The sequence below is a fragment of the Helicobacter didelphidarum genome (assembly GCF_003364195.1).
Classification (GTDB): domain Bacteria; phylum Campylobacterota; class Campylobacteria; order Campylobacterales; family Helicobacteraceae; genus Helicobacter_A; species Helicobacter_A didelphidarum.
Map to the genome: position 1 here is coordinate 1 of NZ_NXLQ01000020.1, position 23611 is coordinate 23611.

Sequence of the window (23611 nt, forward strand, 5' to 3'; positions counted from 1 at the left end):
TATCCAATAAAAGTAAGAGGTAAAAAGATAAATATAAATTGAAATGAGTTAAAGAGCATGAATTGCCTTAAAAATCTAATCTAATATGGTAGAGGAATTATACAGAAAAATAGAGGAATTTGATTGTAATGAAATAATGTTTGATGAGATTTTACACAAAAATCAATTATTGTTGAGAATTATTGCTAGACTTCATTATACATCTTGCATTAATTTCCACTTAGAACTTTCCACAATACTTTCATTGCTTCGCTTAAATCATGACGAAATACATTGATGATACCCGGTGTGATAACCGCAAGTATCATGAGTGCAACGGCAATTTTTACAGGGAAACCAATTACAAGCAAATTAAATTGCGGATGCGTTTTCATAATCATGCCAAAAATAATATCAGAAAGCAACAAAACAGCAATGATAGGAAATGCCATAGAGAATCCAACCACAATCATATTAGCAAAAGCTTTAATAAAATATTTTACCATATCATCACTAAGCAAAAATCCTCCAAGTGGAGTATCATTGATTGTATGGGCGATAATATCAAGCAAGAGGTAATGAAAATTAAAATGTAGTGCCATGAGGATTGAAAGAAATACAATAACTTGTGAGACAATTGGTTTTGTTGAGCCACTCATTGGGTCATAAGCACTCGCCATTGTTAGCCCCATAGCAAAGCTTGCTAAATCCCCAGCAAAAATAATTGAGGAAAATACTAATTGCAAAATTAATCCACAAGTAAAGCCAAGCATAAGCTCAAACGCACCAGCAATCATAAAAGTTGTTAAACTTTCATAAACAACAACATCTTTTACCATAGGCATAAAAACAACAGCAAGAATAAATGCAAGTGCAACACGTACACTTACAGGAATGAGTTGATTATCAAAGAAAGGGAAAAATGCCAAGATCCCACCAAAACGCAATAGGAGCATGAGGAAAGCCATAACATTTGCATTTGTAATATGGGGTAAAAAATCTAGCATAATAATCTCTGTATATTTTAACGCGTTGTTATGTTAATATCATAATCATTAAGATAACGAAGTGCGACTTGTGGGTTCATGCTAATATCATTTACAATGGCATATAATTCTGATAGAGTCATTGTTGTCGCATTTTTTCGCTTGAGAATAATTTTTGCATATTGCTTATTGGAGGTTAAAATCTCACCAATTCCACTTGCAACTTTTAAAATACCCTCAGTTGTTTGTGCTTTTATTTCGGAGTTTCGTAAAAGTATTGTTGGGAGTACGGCTATAAATGCGTTAATATTCGCGCTGTATAGCTGTTTTGTGAGTTCAGCATCGTTTTCTTTTAGTAGCATAAAGACTTTATCACCAATTTTAGGGGCGTTGATTTCAAATACAAATTGTTCAAATAAGAATTCCCAATCAACCATCTTTTCAATATCTTTTAGTATGGTTTCTAAATCTTTCCCATTAAAAGTTTTGGATTGTGTTTGAATATTACCATTTGTTTTAAGGGTATAGGTATCAGTATTTAAAGCACATTCATACTTATTTAATAATCTGGGTGTGTTAAGATTTAGGGCTGTGTTACATAAGAATTTTTTTGGAAATAAATCTTTATATTTATTTTCTTCCCCAATGTTGCGAGGCGTTATATCACCAGATAATACATAACTTATACTTTTCTCTTCACTTGCTACGATAAATTTTATATTTGTAATTGCATCATCATTATACATGCGATTAAGTGTGCAAGTTGCTTTTGAATCATTGCCTTGACATTTTGCTTCACCTAAGCTTTGTGTGATATTTTCTGCATGTTGTTTCGCATTTATTTTTGCATGAAGAAGATTTGTGCATGAGCATAAAAGGAGAATTGACAATATTCCATGTTGAATAATTTTGACTAACATTATATATCCTTAATAAAAAATACTGAATATTATACTGAAATAAAATTTAGTCTCAGGTATTTCTTGATATTTTTTTGAGAATCTTATAGGTTATTTTTTTAAATGTTTTGATTTATTAATAATTTTTTAGCTTTTTCTAAAATAGTTTTATGAAGAAAAACTAAAAATTGATTAAAAATCTCAATAATGTTGAGAAAATCCATTTACATACTTTATAATTTTAAGAAAATATGGAGCATAGTATGAGATTCTATAAATTAAAAAAGTATTTTTTCTTTTTATGTATTTTTGGAATATTTGTTTATGCAGATTCTCAACCTAACAAGAAAAAAACAAAAACACAAGAAATCCCAGTTGTTCAACCTTTATGCCAAATCTTGCAATCATGTCGAGCAGGAATTTGCATCTATGGTTGCGAGAATCCGCAAACGGAACTAACATTTGTAAAATATGTGATTGCAAATACTGATATTGAGAAAGCTTATGCAACAAGGCTAGAGTTAGCAGATTCTATAGAGTTTCTCTTACCAACATTACCCACAGAAAATAAAGAATATCAAGTAACAATGAATGATGCGGAGAGTGAAACAAAGAAAGATGATAGTATATATCAAGTGCAAAATTATGAAATAAAAAAGAGCTATAACACTGCACGAAATGGGCAACAAGAAATATATCAAGAAAGAATAAAAGCTAGTCCAAATGACTATTCTCTTATGGGTGCACATTTAATGAGAGATTCAACCAAAGAAGATACCCAAACTAAAAGTAAGAGAACAAACATTTTAATAATAAAATATATATGGGAATCACAGGATTTACTCATTATATCATTACATGAAAATGGGAATGTTGTTGGTAAGATTGTATTTGAAAAACAAGGTGAGAGTGTTATAATTTATGATAATGTGGCATTTATTAAATGATATTAATCCTTTGAAAAATCTTTAATTTAAAGAACAAAAATACAAAGGTATATTCATGAAAAAACAAAAAACTTCAAACCTCTATGAATGTCAGCACTGTGGTTGGCAAAGTAGCAAATGGGTTGGCAAATGTCCTAATTGTGCTTCATGGGAAAGTTTGGTAGAACTAAAAAAAGAACAAGTAAATTATCTTATGTTAGATTCTAAAAAAGCTGGATTGAATACAAACATTGCTACCAAAGCAATTCCTATTACTCAAATTCAAGAAGAAATACTCGATAGATTTAGTTCCACCCAAAATGAACTCGATATTGTTCTGGGCGGTGGGATTGTATACGGTGGATTATACCTTATTGGTGGAAGTCCTGGCGTGGGAAAATCTACTTTGCTGTTAAAGGTTGCTGGTGGCTTAGCACAAGATTCTTATAATATAAAAGAACAGGATTTTATAGATAATGGTGATTTACATATTGTGCAAAAACCCCAAACATATAGCCCGAAACGCGTACTTTATGTGAGTGGGGAAGAAAGTCTTAGTCAGATTCGTAATCGTGCAAGTCGTTGCAATGCCATTAGCCCTAATTTATACTTGTTGAGTGAAATTAATATTGAAGAAATTAAAGAATCTTTGCTGAATGGTCGCTTTGAAGTATGTATTATAGATTCTATACAAACACTTTATTCGCCCAATCTTAACGCTGCACCAGGCTCTGTTTCACAAGTTCGAGAGATAACTTTTGAGCTTATGCGGATGGCAAAAAATCTCAATATTGCGATGTTTATTATTGGACATATTACAAAAGATGGACAAATAGCTGGTCCTCGTGTATTAGAACACATGGTAGATTGTGTTTTATATTTTGAAGGTGAGCGAAATAATGAATTAAAAATCTTGCGTGGATTTAAAAATCGTTTTGGTGCAACAAGTGAAATAGGTATATTTGAAATGCGTGCAGATGGGCTTGTAAGTGCGACTGAAGCAACAAAGAAATTTTTTAGTGCAAAAAAAGATATGCCTGGTAGTGCGGCAGTAGCGATTATGGAGGGGAGTAGGTGTTTGGTTGTAGAGATTCAAGCTTTGACTTGTGAAAATGAATTTGGTATGTCAAAAAGGCTTTCAAATGGTTTTGATAGCAATCGTCTCAATATGCTTTTAGCACTACTTGAAAAGAAATTGGGTATTCACTTGCATCGTCATGATGTTTTTATTAATGTTGCTGGTGGAATAAAAATTAATGAGCCGAGTGCGGATTTAGCAGTTATTGCGAGTATTTTATCAAGCTATAAAAATCGTCCATTAAAAGCAAGCACAGCATTTTTAGGTGAGGTAAGTTTAATTGGTGATATTCGAGAAGTTGGTGGGCTTGATATGCGATTAAAAGAACTCGAAAGCTTTGGATTTAAAAATGTAATTGTGCCTAATATACCTAAAAATTATAAGGGGAATCTCAAATGTATAGCCGTTGATGAGGTCGCAAAGATTATTGATTGGATGTAATGTAATTCAAGAAGAATTCTAATATAAGTTCTTTTTATTTCATATCTGAATAGTGTTGGTAGAATCTTTAAAAATATCCCATCATTCCAAAATTATTGGGACATAAAAATGTATTATCACAGTCAATCAAAACCTACTTTATGCGTTTATTTTCATTTCAAGGCTATGTTGCTTTTTCTTTTAGATATTATTGCACTCTTTTTGAACTTACCTTTCTAACATTAATTCTTGATAAATTAGATTTTGATAGTTGTTCTATACAATCTTACTCACCTAACTGCTTCTCTAATGATTGTCTCACAAGTGTTATAATGTAGGGTATCTCATTTATATCCTCTAATTTTACTTCGGTGTTACCAGTCCCCAATTTTCCAATATTACTTATATCCCTAGCTTTTGCTTTTGGGTCATCAAGCTCATCTAAATCTATATTCAAAGTGAGTTTCAAATTAGATTTTTTAGGGATAATATCTACAAAATTTGTATCTAATTTATAAGCAATTTTTAATTTTAATACTTCTCTTGTTATATTAGAATCTAGCAACAAAATCTCTTTTTCTAAAGCCTCAAATAGTTCTTTTACCTTGCCTTGTGTCAAATATGGGTGATTGTCCTTTGTCGTGTAGATTTCTTGTAGTTTATTTTTTGGTTTGTAGCTCTCAAGGATTTCTTTACTCAGTGTTGGGCATCTCCAAATGTCTAACGCCTCTTTCGCTAATTTGTTAGCTCTTTGTTTGATAGCCTCCTCGTTCCATATCTCAATTTGCCTTAATCCCTCATTGAGCCTAAGTGGGCTTTCTTTAAATCCGCCTTGCATATCTCGCTTTTCTGTGAATGGCTTGTCTTTGTATTCCGAGTTATAGCCTGTAAGCGTGAGATTGCCAAGTGTGTGAAGATATTTTTCTTGTATCTCTTGATAGTTTTCTCCTAAATCTTGTTGCCATTGTGGAGAGAGATTCTCATTTTGTGGCATAATATGCTCGATTGTATAGGCACTCGTATCGACAAACTCTTTTCTTTTGTGATTTTCTAGCTTACGCAGATAAAACATTCTTTTGTTGAAATTATAGAGATCTCTTGTCATAAAAGCAGATTCAAATTCTGTATCATTTGGGAATCTTGATTTTAATTTTTGCAACATCTTTGCTTCTATATTTTGGAGATAGTGTTGTTTATTTATATCTTTGGTAAGGATTGGGAATATTTTATTTAAGCTATTTGTCGGTAGTTTGCAAACTGCTCTTCTAAATACAAAACTTTCTACTAAACGCACAATTTTTTCAAAATCATCTTTTGGTATGATATTATTTTTATAATCATCATAAACCTCGAGTAAAAATGGATACGCAACATCGACTTTTAGCTCCCTTAAATCTCTAAAGGCAATTTGTAGTTTAGAATCTTTCTCTTTATCTAAAGCTATATTGCAAAAATATTCACTATACGCTTTTAAATCTTGCAAGAAAGATTCTGTATCTATCTTATTTTCTTGGATATATTTCTTGAAAGCCTCATATACTTTGTTTTCATTTGGGATATTTCTTGTCTTAAGTGTGAGATAATCTCTCATAAAATTATTAAAATATTTTTCATAAGGCTCTTGCCCAAACTCCTTCTCAATCTCTCTCCAATATTTCTCATATAGCCTTGTCTGTTCCTGTGATTCTAGTCCCATCAAAATATAATTTCGTATCAAATCAGCTTGAGAGAGTGCCTTGCCTGTGGAATTCATACTCTCAAATATAAGCTGTGGATTGTCATCTGGTCTTTTTAATGCAATATCTACGATTACAAGCTTATTCAACCCTATGCAGATTTGTTCTATTTCATTTTTATGCTTTTGTAATTGTTCTCTAAAAAATCTAAGATTTTCTTTTATTTTTAAGGATTCTTCACTTGGAGTTGGTTTGTTTGTGTCGATAATAGCGATGAGAGTGTCTTTATCGTTTTGGGAGAGTATGAGTTTGTATTTGGTGTCAGCTTTTTCATAGGGATTGAGTAAATATTGATTTTGAATCTTAATCTTTGAAATACCAATAAACTCATCTTCATCATGAAGAATCTCATGCAAGGCAATCAAAAGCAAAGTAATTGTTGTGATTCTTTGTTGCCCATCAATGATTGAGAGTGGTTTTGTCGCACTAATAGAATAAATATCATCATGAATATAGACAATAGAGCCTACGAAATGTGCCTTGATATTTGCATTGCTCCCAATCCGCAAAATATCATTCCATAATTGCTCGCATTGTTTTATGTCCCAGCTATACATTCTTTGATACACGGGGATAATGAATTGCTGTGCGGTTCGCATAAACTCTAGTAATTCAGTTTCTTTTGCTTTCATAAGCTAGTCCTTGATTTGTGGTGTATAGCTATTGATTTTAAGAGACTTTATAGATAGTTTATTGCATTGATAAATCTATAATGCTTCATTACTATTTTATTAAACATTAGTTACAATTTTTACAATTTTCTCTACAATGCTTGGATCTTCCAATGTGCTTATGTCTTGTTTTACTTCTTCTCCTCTTGCAATAGATTTCAAGATTCTGCGCATAATTTTTCCACTTCGTGTTTTTGGTAAGCCGGGTACGAATAATGCTGCTCCAAGCTTTGCAATATTTCCAATTTCTTTACTGAGAATACCATTGATTTCTTTCATAATTTCTAATTCTTCTCCCATACTTCTAGGGACATTTTCATGTAACACGATATAAGCAAACAAACTTTCTCCAGTAATAGGATCTAATTTGCTTACACATGCACTTTCCGCAACACTTTCATGTTTTGTAATCGCAGATTCAATCTCTGCTGTTCCAATTCTATGCCCACTTACATTTACAACATCATCAGTGCGTCCTGTAATTGTAATATATCCCTTTTCATCAATAATCGCACCATCACCAGAAAAATAAATTGGCATACCATCTCTTTTTACCTGTGAGAAATAACTTTCGATATAGCGTTCGGAATCTCCCCATATATTGCGTATCATAGATGGCCAAGGCTTTGTTATACAAAGTAGTCCTTGTTCCCCATTCTCTACCCTACTGCCATCTTCATGCAACACTTCAGCAATGATTCCAGGAAGAGGTAAAGTGGCACATCCGGGTTTAATTGGTGTAGCACCAGGAAGAGGTGTTATCATATTGCCCCCCGTTTCTGTTTGCCACCAAGTATCCACAATGGAACATCTCCCTCCACCAATTTCTTCATAAAACCATTTCCATGCAGTTGGATTGATTGGTTCACCAACGGTTCCTAGCACTTTTAAAGAACTTAAATCATAATTGCGAGGTTCATGTTCAGCGTGAGAATATAGCATACGAATAGCTGTTGGGGAAGTGTAAAATTTATCAATTTTATATTCTTCAATCATTTGCCACCATCTCCCGTAATTTGGGTAGGCAAGAGTTCCTTCATAAATAAGTGTTGTTGCTCCACATGCTAATGGACCATAAATTAAATATGTGTGTCCTGTAATCCAACCAACATCAGCTGTACACCAATAATTATCAGAATCTTTTATATCAAATACCCATTCCATTGTGAGTTGTGCGTGCAAAATATATCCTGCACTGCTATGTTGCACACCTTTTGGTTTACCTGTGCTACCGCTTGTATAGAGTAAAAATAGGGGATCTTCGGAATCCATTGGTTCTGGTTCAAAAATACTGCGTTCATGTGCTATCATTTCATTATATGAAAAATCTCGTCCTCGCACATATTCAATGTCTTCCCCATTTCGTTCAACAATTAGCACTTTCTTTACACTTGGACAAGAATTATTTTCTAATGCCTTATCCACAGCTGGTTTTAACATATATGGCTTCCCTTTTCTAAATGCACCATCAGCAGTTACAACAAGCTTTGCTTCTGCATCTTGGATTCTATCCCGCAATGCTTCTGGACTAAAACCTCCAAATACAACGCTATGTATAGCACCAATTCTTGCACACGCAAGCATAACAATTGCAACTTCAGGAATCATTGGCATATATAATACTACTCTATCCCCCTTGCGAATGTCAAAATGGTTTTTTAACAGATTGGCAGTTTTATTCACTTCGGTGTAAAGCTTACGATAAGTAACAACTTTATAATCTCCCATTTCGCCTTCAAAAATTATAGCAACCTTATTCTTTTTTTCTTTTAAGTGTCTATCAATACATTGGTAAGAAACATTAAGTTTACCACCTTCAAACCATTTATAAAAAGGTGCATTTTCTGTGTTTAATACCTTATTAAACGGATGAAACCAACTTATTTTCTCTCTTGCTAAATCACCCCAAAATTTTTCATAATCAGAATCTGCATTGTAACACAAATCTTCATATTCACACATGTTCTTTATACGTGCCAACTTAGCAAAATCACGATTCGGTTTAAAGATTTTTTGAGAAAGAACTTTCTCTATATTTGCATTTACATTATCCATATTTTGTCCCTTTAATCGAGGTATTTATACCAATCATAGAATATAAATAATAAATATGAAAGAATAACATTAAAATTTTATTATTATAAATATATATTGTTACTTTTATAAACAATATTATTCGTTAAATTAGGTATATTATATTATAAAGTAACAATATATGATATGAAAAATCTATAACTATTTTTGAATATAATTACAAAATATACCCATTGATATTTTTGTGTAGAAATATCATAATTTGCGTAGGAAATGTATAGTAAAAATCTTACAAAGAAGTTTATATTATCACAACATATTGATTTGTGCCATTTGATTATTTCAATAAATAGTGAGGTTAAAAGATAAGTTTTAAGTATAGCACCAAGAAAAGCATCTTTACATTTTGTTAATAATCTATTGGTGGTTTTTTGTCACTACTATAACATTATAGAGAATCTTATTTTATAGGTTGCTTTGTTATTTGTATCTTTTGGATAGCAATTACTTTTTTCTTATAAAATCTTAAAAATAAATAAAAATTAATAAATACATATCATATTTTTATTTTTATGTTATAATATTTTAATATATCTTTTTCGATTTTCAAGGTAAGTTTATGTTCACAAGTCCCCATATTGTTGAAGATTTTATTACAAAAATTTATTCAAAAAAGTGTATTACCTATGAATTGTGTCCAGAGAAAAGCGGAAGTGTTGTCAAACTTGTAGAAAAAGTGCAAAAGGTAAAACTTCATGATATGCAATCACCACATAATAGCATTGATGGCTTTGTTTGCACAGATTCTCCACTCGCAATTTTAAAACAGAATTCGGGGTTAGCAAGCATTAAGTTGCAGCAAAAACTACATAAACCGCTTATTTGCACCATTAGTATGCGAGATCGTAATTCGCTCGCACTAAGTGCAGAAATAATGGGATTAAATGATTTTGATATTCGCATATTCCTTGCATTGAGTGGGGACCCTATTAAACTCGGTGATCAGCCACAAGCAAAGGCTATTTTCGAGGGGAATAGTCTAAGAATCTTGGAAATCCTTTCTTGTTTGAATCAAGCAAAAGATTTGAATGAGAATCCTATCAAAGAACCGCTCAAGAAACTTTATGGCTTTAGTGTGATAAATTCGTATGCAAAAAAATATGAGATTCTTAAAAATAAAATGGAATCTAAAATTAAAGCTGGAGCATTAGCTCTTTTTACACAACCAATTTATGATGTAAATGTTACAAATATGTTGCTTGAATGGCTTGAAGAATTTAATGAAAGGCATAATTCAAGATGTATCCTTATGCAAGGATTCTTTCCTGTTGTGCGTTATAAAAGTGCGGTATTCTTACATGATAAATTGCCCGGAGTATTTATTCCAACAAAATGGATTGAAGTGCTTGAAAAAGCACAAACAAAAGGTGTTGAGTATGAACGCCAAAAGGGCATGGAAATGAGTATAGAACTTTTTAATATTCTTTATAAAAACTATCCAAAAATTCATTTTATGAACAATAATAACACAATACATGCAAAAAAAATTTTAGACACCATTTAGTTTCTCAATGAGTTGGATTGCACAAAGATTGATATTTGCATGTAAAGATTCTATAATGTAAATATTTTCTAGCTTTTCATATTTAAAAATAAGCATTATTATATTATAATACCAATTCTAGAATATAAAAGAATAAGGCAGAATATGCAAAATCTACAATCGCAAAGTTTGGCTGAAGATGATGTAAAGATTCACTTAGCATGTAAAAATGTTTTTTTGTCATTATCTCTTGGTTTTTATTTGAAAGGGCATTTAAGTGCGATTGATGAGGCTGATTTTATTATTACCGATATTACGAATTTAAAAGAGAAATATGCTTATTTGCCCATTTGTATGATTGGCACAGACTTGCGAATACCGTGTAATGTGTATGAGATGTTTTCGCAGTTGCATGATTTTTATAGTCATGTGAATGCAAAACAAGCTGAAGTTTTTCAGAAAGATATGCGTAATCTACAAGAACATGAATTTAAAAAGTCCCATAAGAATAAGATATCTTCTAATTATGCACAGATTAATAATAAGGCAATGTTTGCGAACAATCAACATCATTTAGATGATTCGGTAGATATGTTTCAAAACAATTCTACAAACCACCTTTCATTAGAATCTTTGGATAATAACAAGAATGGATATCAAAAAAGTGAATTAATTGAGGCAATTAAACAAAAAAAAATGCAAGAAATTGTAAAAAATATTGATCCAAATTTAAGTGGACAAATCGAAACGCTCTTTAATGAGCTTTCTCAAAAAATTTATGACACTATCAATCAAACAAAAAAATAATTTTATAAAGAATTGATTGAAAGAATATTTTGCATATTAACAAAACTTTTTATTGCAATTAAATACCAAATTTAGAGAAGTTCTTTAGACTATTTCCTCTTGATTTTCTCAAGCCATTCTTGTAAGGTTTTCTCAAAACCAATACCCTTAAAATGCACATATTGTTTACCAATATGATATATTTGCTGAACAAACCCACCAAAATCATGCGGATATTTATAATCTTTCGCATGTGTTTTAATATGACTTGGCACATCATCCATACGCTTTTTTGTATCATCAAGGGCATTATTTATTGCAAGATATGCACAATTACTTTTGGGAGAAGAAGCAAGATAAATGACACATTGTGAAAGGATTATTCGAGCTTCCGGATAGCCAATTTTTGCCACACTAAGCATTGTGCTTGTTGCAAGATTGAGGGCATTAGGATTTGCATTGCCAATATCTTCACTTGCTAGAATTACCAATCTTCGTGCAATAAATTCTGGATTTTCTCCTGCCTGTATCAAACAAGCTAAATAATATATTGCTGCATTTTCATCACTACCACGAATAGATTTTATCAAGGCAGAAATGTAATCATAATGTGTGTCTTGTGATTTTGCACCTTGTGAATTTTGAAGCATTTTTTCCAATGATTCTTTTTTAACTTGCATGATAGAATCTATATCAAGTGCAACATCAAGTATATTGAGAAATGCTCTTGTATCCCCAGTGTGATTATCCAAAAGCCAATTTTTTATTTCCATAAAATCATGCTTTGGTGGATATTTTGTAATCACGCGATTATATAGAATCTCAAGATCATTGCGTTCTGGATACCGAAATTCAAATAAAAAGCTTCGGCTTCTCAAAGCAGGGCTTAATGTAAAAAATGGATTTTCAGTGCTTGCACCAATAAATCTAATAATCCCTTGCTCTAAAATTGGCAAAAGAAATTCTTGTTGTGCAATATTTAATCTGTGTATCTCATCAACAAATACAAGAGGTTTTGTCAGTGTGTGTTGGTATTTTTCAAGCTCTTTTTTTAATATATCAAGTTTAAAATTTGTTGCATTAAAATTTAAAAATATTCCTTGAAGATTTGTCGCAATAATGTTTGCAAGACTTGTTTTGCCGCTACCAGGTGGTCCAAAAAAGATGAGATTTGGCAGAACATGATTATTTTGGATACTTTTTTGTAAAATGATTCTTAAAGGTGCATTTTTGCCAAGTAAGTGTTGTTGTCCCACAAAATCTTCAAGCGTTTTGGGACGAAATTCCCAAGCGATATTACGCATAAAAATCCTTAATAGAGATTTTACTTTCTTGCACGATTATAACATATTTTATTGGAACGATATTATTATTATAGATGCCCTAAATTTTCGAATTAGCAATCATCTCAATCTATTATCTACTTTTTTGTAGTTCCTTAGCACATTAAAATATAAAGATTTCATACATATATGGTAGAATTTGAGCGAAAAATAAATATCTTGCACTGTGATTATACAATATTTTCTATATCCTTACTTGTATTTTTATTCTAGTTGTTTAGAATCCTTAGAATATATTGAGTGTGATATACTTCAATTTTTCTTATTAATCAGGTAAAATAGCATATAAAATTATAGTGTTTCCCATTTATCAGTTGATTGAAATGTTTATTTTATTCAAAAATCTTTTAATCTAATATTTGGAATCTATGATTACTTGAGTGTTTGTTGTTAATTCACTTGATTGTATTGCCACCATTTTAGAATCTGAAATTCTAATAACAACAGATATAGCTTTTGGTTCATTATTTTCTAATACCCAAACCTCTCCTTGTGTATATCCCTGTGTGGTTTTGTTTATCATTTTCTCTTTTTTTGGACGCATTGCTGATCTTACCATAAGAGGATTTGAATTTTTCTTTTGAGTAGCCTTTGGTTGGTTTTGTTCGGGGGTATAAAAAATTGCTGCAATTGGCACAAGCATGGCGTCTTTATTGCTAGCAACTTTAATAGATGCGGTTGCATTCATGCCCGGCTTTAGCAAAAGATTTTCATTGTCAACATAAATTTTCGTTTCATAGCTTGTGATATTATCTGTTGTGGTAGAGGCAAAATTCACACGATCAACTTTGGCATGAAATTCTTGATTAGGATATGCATCAACGCTAAATGAAACATCTTGTCCTGTTTTTACTTTGCCAATATCAGATTCTGAAATATTTACGACAAGATTCATTTCTTTCAAGTTTTCAGCAAGTTTAAAAAGAGTTGGTGTTTGAAAATTTGCAGCAACTGTCTGCCCTAAACTAATGCTTCTTTCTAAAATAATACCATCAATCGGACTCCTAATAATAGAATTTTGCAAATCTATTTTTGAAGCTTGCAAACTTGTTTGAATCTGATTTACACTTGCTTGCTTGATTTTAACATCTGCTTGGGAGGAAAGGTATTCCATTTTTGCGGTTTGAAGATCGAGTTGAGATGGCAATCGCCCATTTGTTGCTTCATAAAGCTTTTTTTGTTGAGCATATATCCATTTTTTTTGTTCAAGTGTTACTTTAGAAGAATCAAGATTAGCAAGAGCAGATTGTAATTGTGCCTGATAGCCTGCAAGTGTCTGATTTAATTTGTTTGGATTAATTTCTGCGAGAATCTGCCCCTTTTTCACAACATCATTAACTTCTACATAAAGTTTATAAATATTGCCAGAAATTTGACTACCAACTTCGACTTCATTTGTTGGGGAGAGTGTGCCTGTGGCAGAAATAGTTTGTGTAATATCACCAATTACGGGATTAATTGTCTCATAGTGTATCTCATTATTATTCCGCGCAAGGAAGAAAAAAAGCGAAGCAATAATAATGATGACAAAAAATAGAGCTATTAAAATAATGCTTGTTTTTTTATTATTAGGTGTAATGACTTTATAAATTTCTTGGCTTGTTGGCATATTTATCCTTTATTTTAAACGATTATTCGCTTTATAAATCATCAGCTATATCTTTTTTATGTTTCTTTTGTTCCTTTGGCACTTTGGTTTTTTGCAATGTATTTTCCTTAAACTCATCAGGATTAAAATCCCCACCAAACGCCTTATAGAGAGCAATAGCTGCTTGATTTTCTGATAAATGAGCTGAAAGTAAGCTATTTTTTGCACGTAAATAAGTATTGGCATACTCAAGTCGCGAAACATCATCAATTAATTTTTCATTGTATCTTGATTCCATAATTTCAAAGGTATTTTTATTTATATCATAACTTTGTATGTTGTTATCACGGCTTTGTTGTGTGATTTCCATATTTTTTATAGCATTTTCTATTTCAGATAATGCTGTATTAATGGTATTTTGCAGGGAGTAAAAGGCTTGCTTTGTGTTTTCTTTGGCGATAATATAATCTTGAGTTATGCTTTGACGATTAATAAGTGGCATTGCCAGAGAACTTGCAATTTGCCATGCAACATCTCCGATTCCTCGTTGTGGCGACATAAGTATCTGCCCTAAATTTCCATTTAAACTAATTGATGGATAAAGTGCCATTTTTTTATTATAACGTTGATAAATTGAAGCGTTAAGTGCGAATACACTTGAGCGAACATCAGGGCGATTAAAAATAACATCAGTTGGCATTGCATTTACGCTTGGAATCTGTGGGATTGTAAATTCATAATAACTATCTGCGACATCAAAACCAATATCATTTGAATTTAACAAAACAAGCAGTGCATTTTTGTTTTGTTCAAGCATAGCAATAAGATTTAATGTAGTATTCTTTTGCGTGAGATAATTACTCTTTGTTGTTGCGAGACTATCTAGTCCAATCAATCCAAGATTATATCTTTCTTGCGTGAGTTTATAAATCTCTTCTAAATTTTTAGCAATTTCTTCATTTAATATTATTGCTTGTTGTATTTGTCTGATAGTAAAGTAATAATTTGCTACATCTCCCATGAGAACAACTTGAGCTTGGGTAAGATTCTCTATTGCAGCTAAAATATTCTGATCGCTTGCCATTCTTAGTGCATTAATTTTACCTAATATATCAATTTCCCAACTCATTGAAAGGTTGGCATTTGCTGTATTTTGCATGATTGTGGTTTGAATACTTTTATAATTATTGTCGCTATAATTATAATTTACTCCAGCATTAACTTTTGGAAGTAAGTTTGCTGTATTTGCTTTGGATGTTGCACGAGCTTGTGTAATAGCAGATTCCAAAGTTAAAAGGTTGGCGTTAGATTCCAATGCTCGTATAACAATTTTTTGTAAGATTGGGTCTGTAAATATCATAAAAAAAGTATCTTGATAATTTAATTTTGTGATTGCAGAATCTTCTTTTTGTTTTTTAGAATCAAGATTGTATAATTTATTATTAAAGTTATTTCGAATATGGGTTTTATCGATAAGTGTATTTTCTGTGGGAAGTTTTGCACAAGCGGTAAATAAAGTATAGATAATGCTAAACAATATCATAATGTTAAGATTTATTCTATATGACACAAAACCTTGTTGGATTTTGTAAAGTTGTTTGGGATTCCATATAATTTTTTTTGATGTTGTAACAATTTCTTCTGGTATATAACTGCAATGGCACAACATTCGTTTCAACATTATCCTAAATCCCAAAAATCAATAGTTTCGTAAAAGCCGAATAGCGAATAGATGATATATTGAATCAGAATGTCATTAAGATTTTGTAGAAATATTAAAAATTCTTTTACCTATTGCTCGACTTTAAAAAATTTGTCTTGTCAGAATCTTATTTCTGCAAAAACAAAGCATTATACAATATTTTTTTAGTTTTTGGTAAGCTTTTATATGATATTAGGATTAAATATTATATTTGTATCTTTCTTTTTTCTTGTTTTAGATTCTGTGGTAAAAAATTACCACGATGATTAAGATTTTGTAAAAGTAAATGCTGGTAATATTTTATTTTGTGTAACAAGCAATTTGAAACTCATGTAATGTTAGTCATTTTATTATTTGCCATACCATACATAATCTATTTAGAATGAATGGTAAAACTTCAAATGCTTTTTTCAGAGAGTGCTTGACATTACAGAGAATCTATCAGTGTTTATTCGATAAAAAAACCTAGCGGTTGGCATTCCACAGCAAAAACACGCACATCGCTAAAAGCTCCCTTAATTAAACTCGCGAGCATATCCGCAGCAGAATTATTTAAGTAGATTCTAAGATTTGCATAATTTTGCCGGCCACTTACTTGTTCCTCATCGCTTAATAGCATATTTTTTGCCGCATATTTTTTTGCATCGATAAAGAAAAAATCATCATACCCATTTGTTAAGAGAAAATCAATAACATTATCCTTAATTTCAAAACGCATATACACATCAAGCATTATCATTATTATGTCCTTTGTCGATAAGAATCTAAAAATTGTTTTTATAAAATTTTAAAAAGAGATTCTGATAAATTAACATATTCTTAAGACCAAATAAATATTATAATGTAACCACTAGTGCAAAAAATCCCTGCATGTTATTTATTTATTTTTTTTGGATAATAACATAAAATAAATTCTATATTTGTATCCTCTTATTCGGCTTATTGTGGAAATATTATAGCTAAAAATAATAATATGAGTTTATTTTCTATATTTTTTATGGGAATTTAATATGATGAGTTCGTCCCTTTGTTTTTCAAAAGCATAATTTTATGCAACATAGTGAATCAGAAAAGAATTATTTTATCGTTACAGAATTATACACTATAACTATTTTTTATAAAAAAGCTTACATTTATATTTACTTCACAAGTGCTTAAAAGATAAACTTAAATACACCCAAAACTTTAATCATTGTAATGGAGAAGAAAATGATACAAAGTAGCGATCAAGGTTATAAACAAACTCAACCAATGGGTAAACAAGTCAGTAAAAGCCTTGTGTTTTGGGTATTTGTTGGACTTTTTTTAGGTGTTGGATTTGGAGCAATTGGAAGTTTTCATAATCCCCAAGAAGTAAAACCTGTTGTGGATTTTTTCTATAATTTTTCGGTTGGCTCGAAAGAATATACAATTGATCCATTTATTAAAGGCTTAAAGATTCTTATGGGGCCAATCATATTCCTTACTATCATTACGGGAATTATTCGGCTAGAGGATTTGAAGACGCTTGGTAGTTTAGGGTTTAAAACCGTGATTTATTTCGAAGTTGTAAGCACTTTTGCATTAATAATTGGTGTACTTTTTGGTGAAGTAATTAAACCCGGACATGGAATGCACTTAAAGACAGAGAGTCTTGATGCTGCGAGTGTGCAGGGTTATATTGAAAAAGGTGCGAGTCAACCACAGACTGCAGGGGAGGAGATTTTCCATATTTTACAAAGTGCTATTCCACATGACCCAATCACACCTTTTGTTGAAGGTAAAACCTTACAGGTGCTTGTTATGGCGGTAGTAATAGCGATAATCTTGTCATTCGCTAGACCAAACTTCAAAGAAGCTGCACTCAAATACTTTGAGAGTATGCAAGAGACATTCTTTAAAGTTCTCACAATTTTGATTTGGTATAGTCCGCTTGCAACATTTGGTGCTATGGCATTTTTGATTGCAAAATTTGGCTTTAGCTCACTAAGTGGTATGGCACTATTACTTTTAACAATGGCATTGGCTGTGCTAGTATTTATCTTTGGTGTATTGGGTATTATTGCTGCAATTGCAAGAGTAAATATTTTTAAATTTATGCGTTTTATTTATCGTGAGGTGCTTGTCGTATTCGCGACTTCAAGTAGCGAGACAGCACTTGCTCCATTAATGAGAAAACTGGAGAAAGCAGGTATCCAAAAAGCATCTGTGGGGTTAGTAATCCCCACAGGATATAGTTTCAATCTTGATGCAACAAATATTTATTTAAGTTTAGCAGTGATTTTTTTGGGACAGGCATTTGATATACCGCTCACACTCGAGCAAACAATCACGCTCATCATTATCCTTATGGTATCATCAAAAGGTGCGGTAGGTGTTACGGGAAGTGGATTTATTGTGCTTGCAGGAACACTTTCAGCTCTTACAACAGCTGATGGATCACATCTTATCCCAGCAGTTACTGTTGCGGCAATTTTAGGAATTGATAAATTCTTAAGTGAAATGCGAAGTGTGGGGAATCTCTGTGGGAATGCAGTAGCATGTCTCATTGTTAGTATTTGGGATAAACGTGTCGATAAAGAGAAGCTTCGCTATGCACTTGATCATCCAGATGAATTTAGAGTGCTTTAATATTATAATATTGCCATTTACCAAAGTAGTTCTATGTAATTGAGATTTTTTGATAGACTATGAAGGTAATTTTATAAATAATAAATTAGGATTTTATAATCAAACTCCCTCAATAGCAACAATACCGCTTTCTATTTAAAACCATAGATTTATTAAATATCTTTTCCATATAAATCCAAGTGTGAGCAAGAATTGTGATATAATACATTAATTTTGCTTGAGTTCATACCTTAGGAGATTTTATGTTTAAACGTAAAAGAAGATTGCGGCTCAATCCTGTTATGCGTGATTTAGTGCGTGAAAATAAACTTGATATACACGACTTTATCTATCCGCTTTTTATTGTTGAAGGTAGTGGTATTAAAAATGAAATGCAATCAATGCCGGGCGTATATCAAATGAGTCTTGATAATATTTTAAAAGAATGCGAAGTGCTATGTAATCTTGGAATCTATGCAATTTTACTCTTTGGCATACTTCATAATGATAAAAAAGATTCTAAGGGAAGTGAAGCATACAATATTAATGGAATTATTCCGCAAAGTATTCGCGAAATCAAAAAATATTTTCCCCAAATGTATGTAATAGCTGATGTGTGTTTTTGCGAATATACGAGTCATGGACATTGTGGTATTTTGGATTCTAAAAGTGGAAGTGTTGATAATGATAAAACACTTGCAATCTTAGCAACGCAAAGCCTCATTTTAGCACAAAGTGGTGTTGATATGCTTGCTCCAAGTGCGATGATGGATGGACAGATTTTTAGTATGCGAGAGGCATTGGATAAAAATGGTTTTGTAAATTTACCTATTATGAGCTACTCTACAAAATTTGCAAGTGCGTATTATGGTCCATTCAGAGAGGTTGCCCAAAGCACACCAAATAAAGGAGATAGAAAGAGCTATCAAGAAGATAGTGCAAATCGCAGGGAAGCAATTTTAGAATCTCTTAATGATGAGGGTGAAGGTGCAGACATACTTATGGTAAAACCTGCCTTAGCTTATCTTGATATTGTGAGAGACATTAAAGAAGCAAGTCTTTTACCGCTTGCAGTGTATAATGTAAGCGGAGAATACGCATTATTAAAAGCTGGGCAAAAAGCTGGGGTAATTGATTATGAAAAAGTTATGTTAGAATCTCTTACAAGTATGAAACGAGCAGGTGCGGATATTATTATTACTTATCACGCAAAAGAAGTAGCAGAGATTCTTAAATCATAGTCTAATTATCTAATTGCTTTTGAATTGTAAAATTAATGTTTTTATCTTATTAAGTAAGATTCTAAAATAAAATAATGGCTATAAAAGAAAAAAATATTTTGATTCAATCTTTAGTATTCTCAGAATATATAAAATTATTGCATTATTATCTTTAGTTAAGATAAAATATATATTCTAGTTTAGGCTTAAGGGGAAAATTATGGATTTATTAGATTGTGTACTGAAAGGCGAGATAGAGGGACTAGATTCTAAAGAATTGGCAAAGCTTTATGAATATGATATATTTACGCTTGGAGAAGCAGCGGACTATATTCGAAAAAAATATCATAGCGATAAAGTATTTTTTAATATCAATCGTCATATTAACCCCACAAATATTTGTGCTGATGTATGTAAATTTTGTGCATTTTCAGCAAGCAGAAAAAATCCAAATCCATATGATATGAGCATAGAAGAAGTTGTAGAGCAATGTATAAATGCGTATAATCGTGGAGCAAAAGAAGTTCATATTGTATCAGCTCATCACCCAGATCATTCTTATCAATACCAACTTGATATGTTTCGTGCAATTAAAGATGCTGTTCCTCTCTTGCATATTAAAGCAATGGGGGCAGCAGAAATTGATTATTTAACGCGGAAATTTAATGTGGCACTTGAACAAGTATTGCATGATTTGGCACAAGCAGGGGTTGATTCCTTACCCGGTGGAGGTGCTGAAATCTTTGATGAAAAAGTGAGAAAATCTCTTTGTCATGGAAAAGCAGATGCAAATAGATGGCTTGAAATCCATAAAAAATGGCATAGTATGGGACGCATGAGTAATGCAACTATGCTTTTTGGACATATTGAAGAGAGACATCATCGAATCGATCATATATTGCGGCTACGAAATACACAAACTTCGCTTGAACAAGCAAATAATAAACAAGGTGGATTTAATGCTTTTATCCCCTTGCTTTATCAACGATATAATAATTTCTTGAAAGCAAAAGAAGCTCCAAGTGGTCAAGAAATACTTAAAACTATTGCAATTGCTAGAATACTATTGCAAAATATTCCGCATATTAAAGCTTATTGGGCTTCTTTATCATTTAATCTCGCAATTGTGGCACAAGAATTTGGTGCAAATGATATGGATGGAACGATTGAGAATGAAAGCATTCAATCAGCCGCAGGAGCAAAAAGTAAAAATGGTGTAACCAAAGACGAAATGATAAGCCAAATTAAAAATGCTGGATTCTTGCCTGTTGAACGCGATAGTCTTTACAACGAAATAAAAGTGTATGATGAGACATCAAAATGTTGGTAAGATTATAGAGTAGAATGTTCATAGAGTATTTTTTGCAATATTTTAGAATCTTTTCCAAGCTAAACAAAAATAACACATATGTTGGGCTATAATAACACCATGAAAAAATATATGACCTCCTCATTTTTATTGTTAAGCGTCAATGCTTTGTATGCTGATTTTCTCGATTCTATGCCGAGTCATCTCACACTCAATGGCGGAAGCACACAGACCCACAATGCTATTGCTTATGCAGCAGCTCAAAATTATACTTTTGGAAATACCTCTAACACTTCAAGAGGAAATAACTTTAGTATCTCTAGCACTGGCACGGGACGAGGCACTTTAATCCTCAATGCCACGCTTCCGCAGAATCCCGTTCGCCCACCTAGCAATGGTTTTATTAATTTCTATTTTGGCAATGTCAATATCAGTGATTCTATCGTTATGATGACTAATTTTGATGAATTTACACTTGAGCGTCAAACAAGGCTCATCAATTCAGATTTGACAATAAAATTTGGCGATAAGAAAGATAAGGTCTTTGGGCTGAATAACGCTAATGCACAGCTTATTTTAGTAGATTCTGTATTCAGTGCTGATGCAGAGAGTTTTCAAATCGCTACGAAGGGAGCAATGCTCCAAGCGACAAACTCCACGATAGATTTAGGCAGCGCAAAAGTGAGTAACTATGGAAGCATTGAGATAAATGGTGGTAGTGCGAAGTTTGGTGCGATAACAAATATTGGCTATGATAGCAATTCAGTAAGTCTGCTTGATAACGCAAGCACAGCGACTTTTATCAATAATGGTGGGAATATTACGATAAATGGTAATTTTACTAATGGTGGATTCACTAGCTCAACATGTTATAAATCTTTTGTGTCAGGCAACACTTGTGGCGGTGGGATTCTTATCAATAATGGTGGGACTATCACTATCAATGGAAGCTTAACGAGCGAGGGTAATGGGCTTGGAGTTTCAGATGATGGGTATGCATATCTAGGGAGCTTTCAGCCCTCTTCTATCCAACTCTATGGCGGGACATTACAAGTCAATGGTGACGTAACAAATAAGGACGGAAGCACACTAACCTTTGGTGCGTATAATGGCATTATGGGGAAAATTGAGGGGAATCTTACTAATGAAAATGGCGGGAAAATCATAGTCGATATACGCGGTGCAAATGCAGGGAATCACACGCTTGTAACAGGCGATAAAAATGGTTGGGATACAAATAGTGTGCAGATTGTGGGCGGGACAAACAATGAGTTTCTCAATGTCGATAAACAAAGTGAGGGGCAAATCAATATCGTTCTCAATCAAAATGCAATCACTGCCTTTCAAACGCAGCTCACACAGAATCAATCCGGAATCTTAAACGCACTAGATTCTCAATTTAGTAACATTTATTCATTTGGGGGGGGGTCGTTCTTAAAAAATGTAGCAAATAATATCGCAGATACTCTTTACTCAAGCTATGTCGCCACGCCTTTGGCTATGATTGATTGGCTCAAAAGCAATCTTGCACTTTCTGAATACCGACAGATGAATAATACGCTAAGCGTGAGTGTGCTTGGTGGTGGGCTAGGTGGGAAGGCACTTGGCATTGGCGGACTAGGCGGGTTGCATATCGGCTGGGATTTTATGCGTTCAAATCATGCTTTTCGCACTCATATCGGCTATGCGTATGGTAACGCTCAATACAATCTCACGCACGCACAGGCGACTACGCAAAGTCATCTCGTGCAAGTGGGCTTGTCTGATGTGATAACGCTAAGAAATATCGAAGTGGTATTAGGGGCGTTTGGCTCATCGGGGTTTTTCTCCACAGAGAGAAATAGCACTTTTACAGATGAAGCCACAAGGGCTTTGGGGCAGTTTAACTACAATCAAATCAGTGTCGATTCTTCGATTGGCTACCGCCTTTCAAATGGTGTTTTTTCGCTTAAACCCTATATCGGACTTGCTCAATATCTCAATATTCACAATCAAATCGCTGAAAGCGGGGATTTGACTTTGCAATCCAAAGCGAATTTTGCGTATATTTTGAGTGGGGTTGTCGGTATTGAAAATCGCTATTGGCTTCGCGGAGGCTCGATATTTCTTGGGGCAAGTTATGAGTATATGCTTGTGAATACGCATAAAAATATGGCATTTGAACTTGGAGCAAATCACGATAAGCTTATGTTTCAAGCTCCTTTGCAACATAAAGTTGCTTTAAGAGTTGGCGGTGATGCTGTGGTAGGACGCAATATGCTGCTTGGATTTGAGGGATTCTATAAAAATTCACTGCAAGATATATATTATTATGGCATAAATGCGTCATTTCGGTATGTGTTTTAGTGATGCTGTGATATATTTTAAATAGTAAAAGATTCTATGGGTTGTAGAATTGAAATTTTTTTATATTAAGTAAGAAATTGTTTAAAAAAGGATAATAATGAAAAAAGTTTTCTTTATATATACACTTGGAACTATGTAATGGCAAATGCACAATCTTTATCAAAATGCAATGATAGAACAACAAAAGATAAACTTTATGAAATAGTTAAAAATGCAAAAGAAGTGAAGCAATATGATAACTTAATTGTGAGTGGCAATGAAACATTAGAAGATTTATTGTTTCTAAAACAAGTTCTTCCTCAAAGTGATTATTATATCCGTGTTGCAAACATCGAGACGATAGCCACAAATCAAATAAAGAAAACTTATGTTTTCAAGTAGTATCAGGAGATTATGAGGAAATTAATGATAGCAGAGATTTTCCTTTATTGATAAATTTATATTATTTTTGAAAGG

General features: G+C 32.5%; 17 protein-coding genes. 9 read left to right on the forward strand and 8 right to left on the reverse strand.

Features of this window, described 5'->3' with window-relative positions:
• Positions 1 to 209 precede the first annotated feature (209 nt).
• Complete coding sequence (gene fliR / locus CQA53_RS07900; RefSeq protein ID WP_115543467.1) at positions 210 to 986, reverse strand: flagellar biosynthetic protein FliR; 777 nt, start codon at positions 984 to 986, stop codon at positions 210 to 212.
• Positions 987 to 1003: 17 nt separating this feature from the next.
• Complete coding sequence (locus CQA53_RS07905) at positions 1004 to 1885, reverse strand: hypothetical protein (RefSeq protein ID WP_115543468.1); 882 nt, start codon at positions 1883 to 1885, stop codon at positions 1004 to 1006.
• A 242-nt stretch (positions 1886 to 2127) separates the two neighbouring features.
• On the opposite strand from CQA53_RS07905, the gene CQA53_RS07910 reads away from it, so the two are divergent.
• Both CQA53_RS07910 and radA read left to right on the forward strand, forming a co-directional pair.
• On the forward strand, positions 2128 to 2811 hold the full coding sequence (locus tag CQA53_RS07910) for a hypothetical protein (RefSeq protein WP_115543469.1): 684 nt from the start codon (positions 2128 to 2130) through the stop codon (positions 2809 to 2811).
• A 55-nt stretch (positions 2812 to 2866) separates the two neighbouring features.
• Positions 2867 to 4309: a DNA repair protein RadA gene (gene radA, locus CQA53_RS07915; protein WP_115543470.1), complete on the forward strand. Its 1443-nt coding sequence runs from the start codon at positions 2867 to 2869 to the stop codon at positions 4307 to 4309.
• A gap of 265 nt (positions 4310 to 4574) precedes the next feature.
• On the opposite strand, the gene CQA53_RS07920 is transcribed toward radA, so the two are convergent.
• Entirely contained in the window at positions 4575 to 6656 is a 2082-nt protein-coding gene (locus CQA53_RS07920; protein WP_115543471.1) for a DUF262 and DUF1524 domain-containing protein, read from the reverse strand.
• 99 nt (positions 6657 to 6755) lie between these two features.
• Positions 6756 to 8750 (reverse strand): acetate--CoA ligase, encoded by a 1995-nt coding sequence (gene acs, locus CQA53_RS07925; protein ID WP_115543472.1) that lies wholly within the window; start codon positions 8748 to 8750, stop codon positions 6756 to 6758.
• Between the two features lie 598 nt (positions 8751 to 9348).
• Between acs and CQA53_RS07930 the strand changes: the two genes are divergently transcribed.
• Both CQA53_RS07930 and CQA53_RS07935 read left to right on the forward strand, forming a co-directional pair.
• Positions 9349 to 10293 (forward strand): methylenetetrahydrofolate reductase, encoded by a 945-nt coding sequence (locus CQA53_RS07930; protein WP_115543473.1) that lies wholly within the window; start codon positions 9349 to 9351, stop codon positions 10291 to 10293.
• 144 nt (positions 10294 to 10437) lie between these two features.
• Positions 10438 to 11079: a hypothetical protein gene (locus tag CQA53_RS07935; protein ID WP_115543474.1), complete on the forward strand. Its 642-nt coding sequence runs from the start codon at positions 10438 to 10440 to the stop codon at positions 11077 to 11079.
• A gap of 89 nt (positions 11080 to 11168) precedes the next feature.
• On the opposite strand, the gene CQA53_RS07940 is transcribed toward CQA53_RS07935, so the two are convergent.
• The 4 genes from CQA53_RS07940 to CQA53_RS07955 form a co-directional block, all read right to left on the reverse strand.
• Positions 11169 to 12362 (reverse strand): replication-associated recombination protein A, encoded by a 1194-nt coding sequence (locus CQA53_RS07940; protein WP_115543475.1) that lies wholly within the window; start codon positions 12360 to 12362, stop codon positions 11169 to 11171.
• Positions 12363 to 12753: 391 nt separating this feature from the next.
• A complete protein-coding gene (locus CQA53_RS07945; RefSeq protein ID WP_115543476.1) occupies positions 12754 to 14010 on the reverse strand; it encodes an efflux RND transporter periplasmic adaptor subunit in 1257 nt (418 codons plus the stop codon).
• Between the two features lie 31 nt (positions 14011 to 14041).
• Complete coding sequence (locus CQA53_RS07950) at positions 14042 to 15658, reverse strand: TolC family protein (RefSeq protein WP_245945786.1); 1617 nt, start codon at positions 15656 to 15658, stop codon at positions 14042 to 14044.
• 481 nt (positions 15659 to 16139) lie between these two features.
• A complete protein-coding gene (locus tag CQA53_RS07955) occupies positions 16140 to 16430 on the reverse strand; it encodes a DUF3240 family protein (RefSeq protein ID WP_181882400.1) in 291 nt (96 codons plus the stop codon).
• A 470-nt stretch (positions 16431 to 16900) separates the two neighbouring features.
• On the opposite strand from CQA53_RS07955, the gene CQA53_RS07960 reads away from it, so the two are divergent.
• The 5 genes from CQA53_RS07960 to CQA53_RS07980 all read left to right on the forward strand — a co-directional run bounded on the left by CQA53_RS07960 (position 16901) and on the right by CQA53_RS07980 (position 23536).
• Positions 16901 to 18301 carry a cation:dicarboxylate symporter family transporter gene (locus tag CQA53_RS07960; RefSeq protein WP_115543477.1) on the forward strand — a complete coding sequence of 467 codons (1401 nt, stop codon included), beginning with the start codon at positions 16901 to 16903 and terminating at the stop codon, positions 18299 to 18301.
• Between the two features lie 242 nt (positions 18302 to 18543).
• Entirely contained in the window at positions 18544 to 19521 is a 978-nt protein-coding gene (gene hemB, locus CQA53_RS07965; protein WP_115543478.1) for a porphobilinogen synthase, read from the forward strand.
• 199 nt (positions 19522 to 19720) lie between these two features.
• Positions 19721 to 20830, forward strand: a complete 1110-nt coding sequence (mqnE, locus tag CQA53_RS07970) for an aminofutalosine synthase MqnE (RefSeq protein ID WP_115543479.1) — start codon at positions 19721 to 19723, stop codon at positions 20828 to 20830.
• 99 nt (positions 20831 to 20929) lie between these two features.
• On the forward strand, positions 20930 to 23155 hold the full coding sequence (locus tag CQA53_RS07975) for a hypothetical protein (protein WP_147290015.1): 2226 nt from the start codon (positions 20930 to 20932) through the stop codon (positions 23153 to 23155).
• Between the two features lie 138 nt (positions 23156 to 23293).
• Entirely contained in the window at positions 23294 to 23536 is a 243-nt protein-coding gene (locus CQA53_RS07980) for a hypothetical protein (RefSeq protein ID WP_115543481.1), read from the forward strand.
• Positions 23537 to 23611 lie beyond the last annotated feature (75 nt).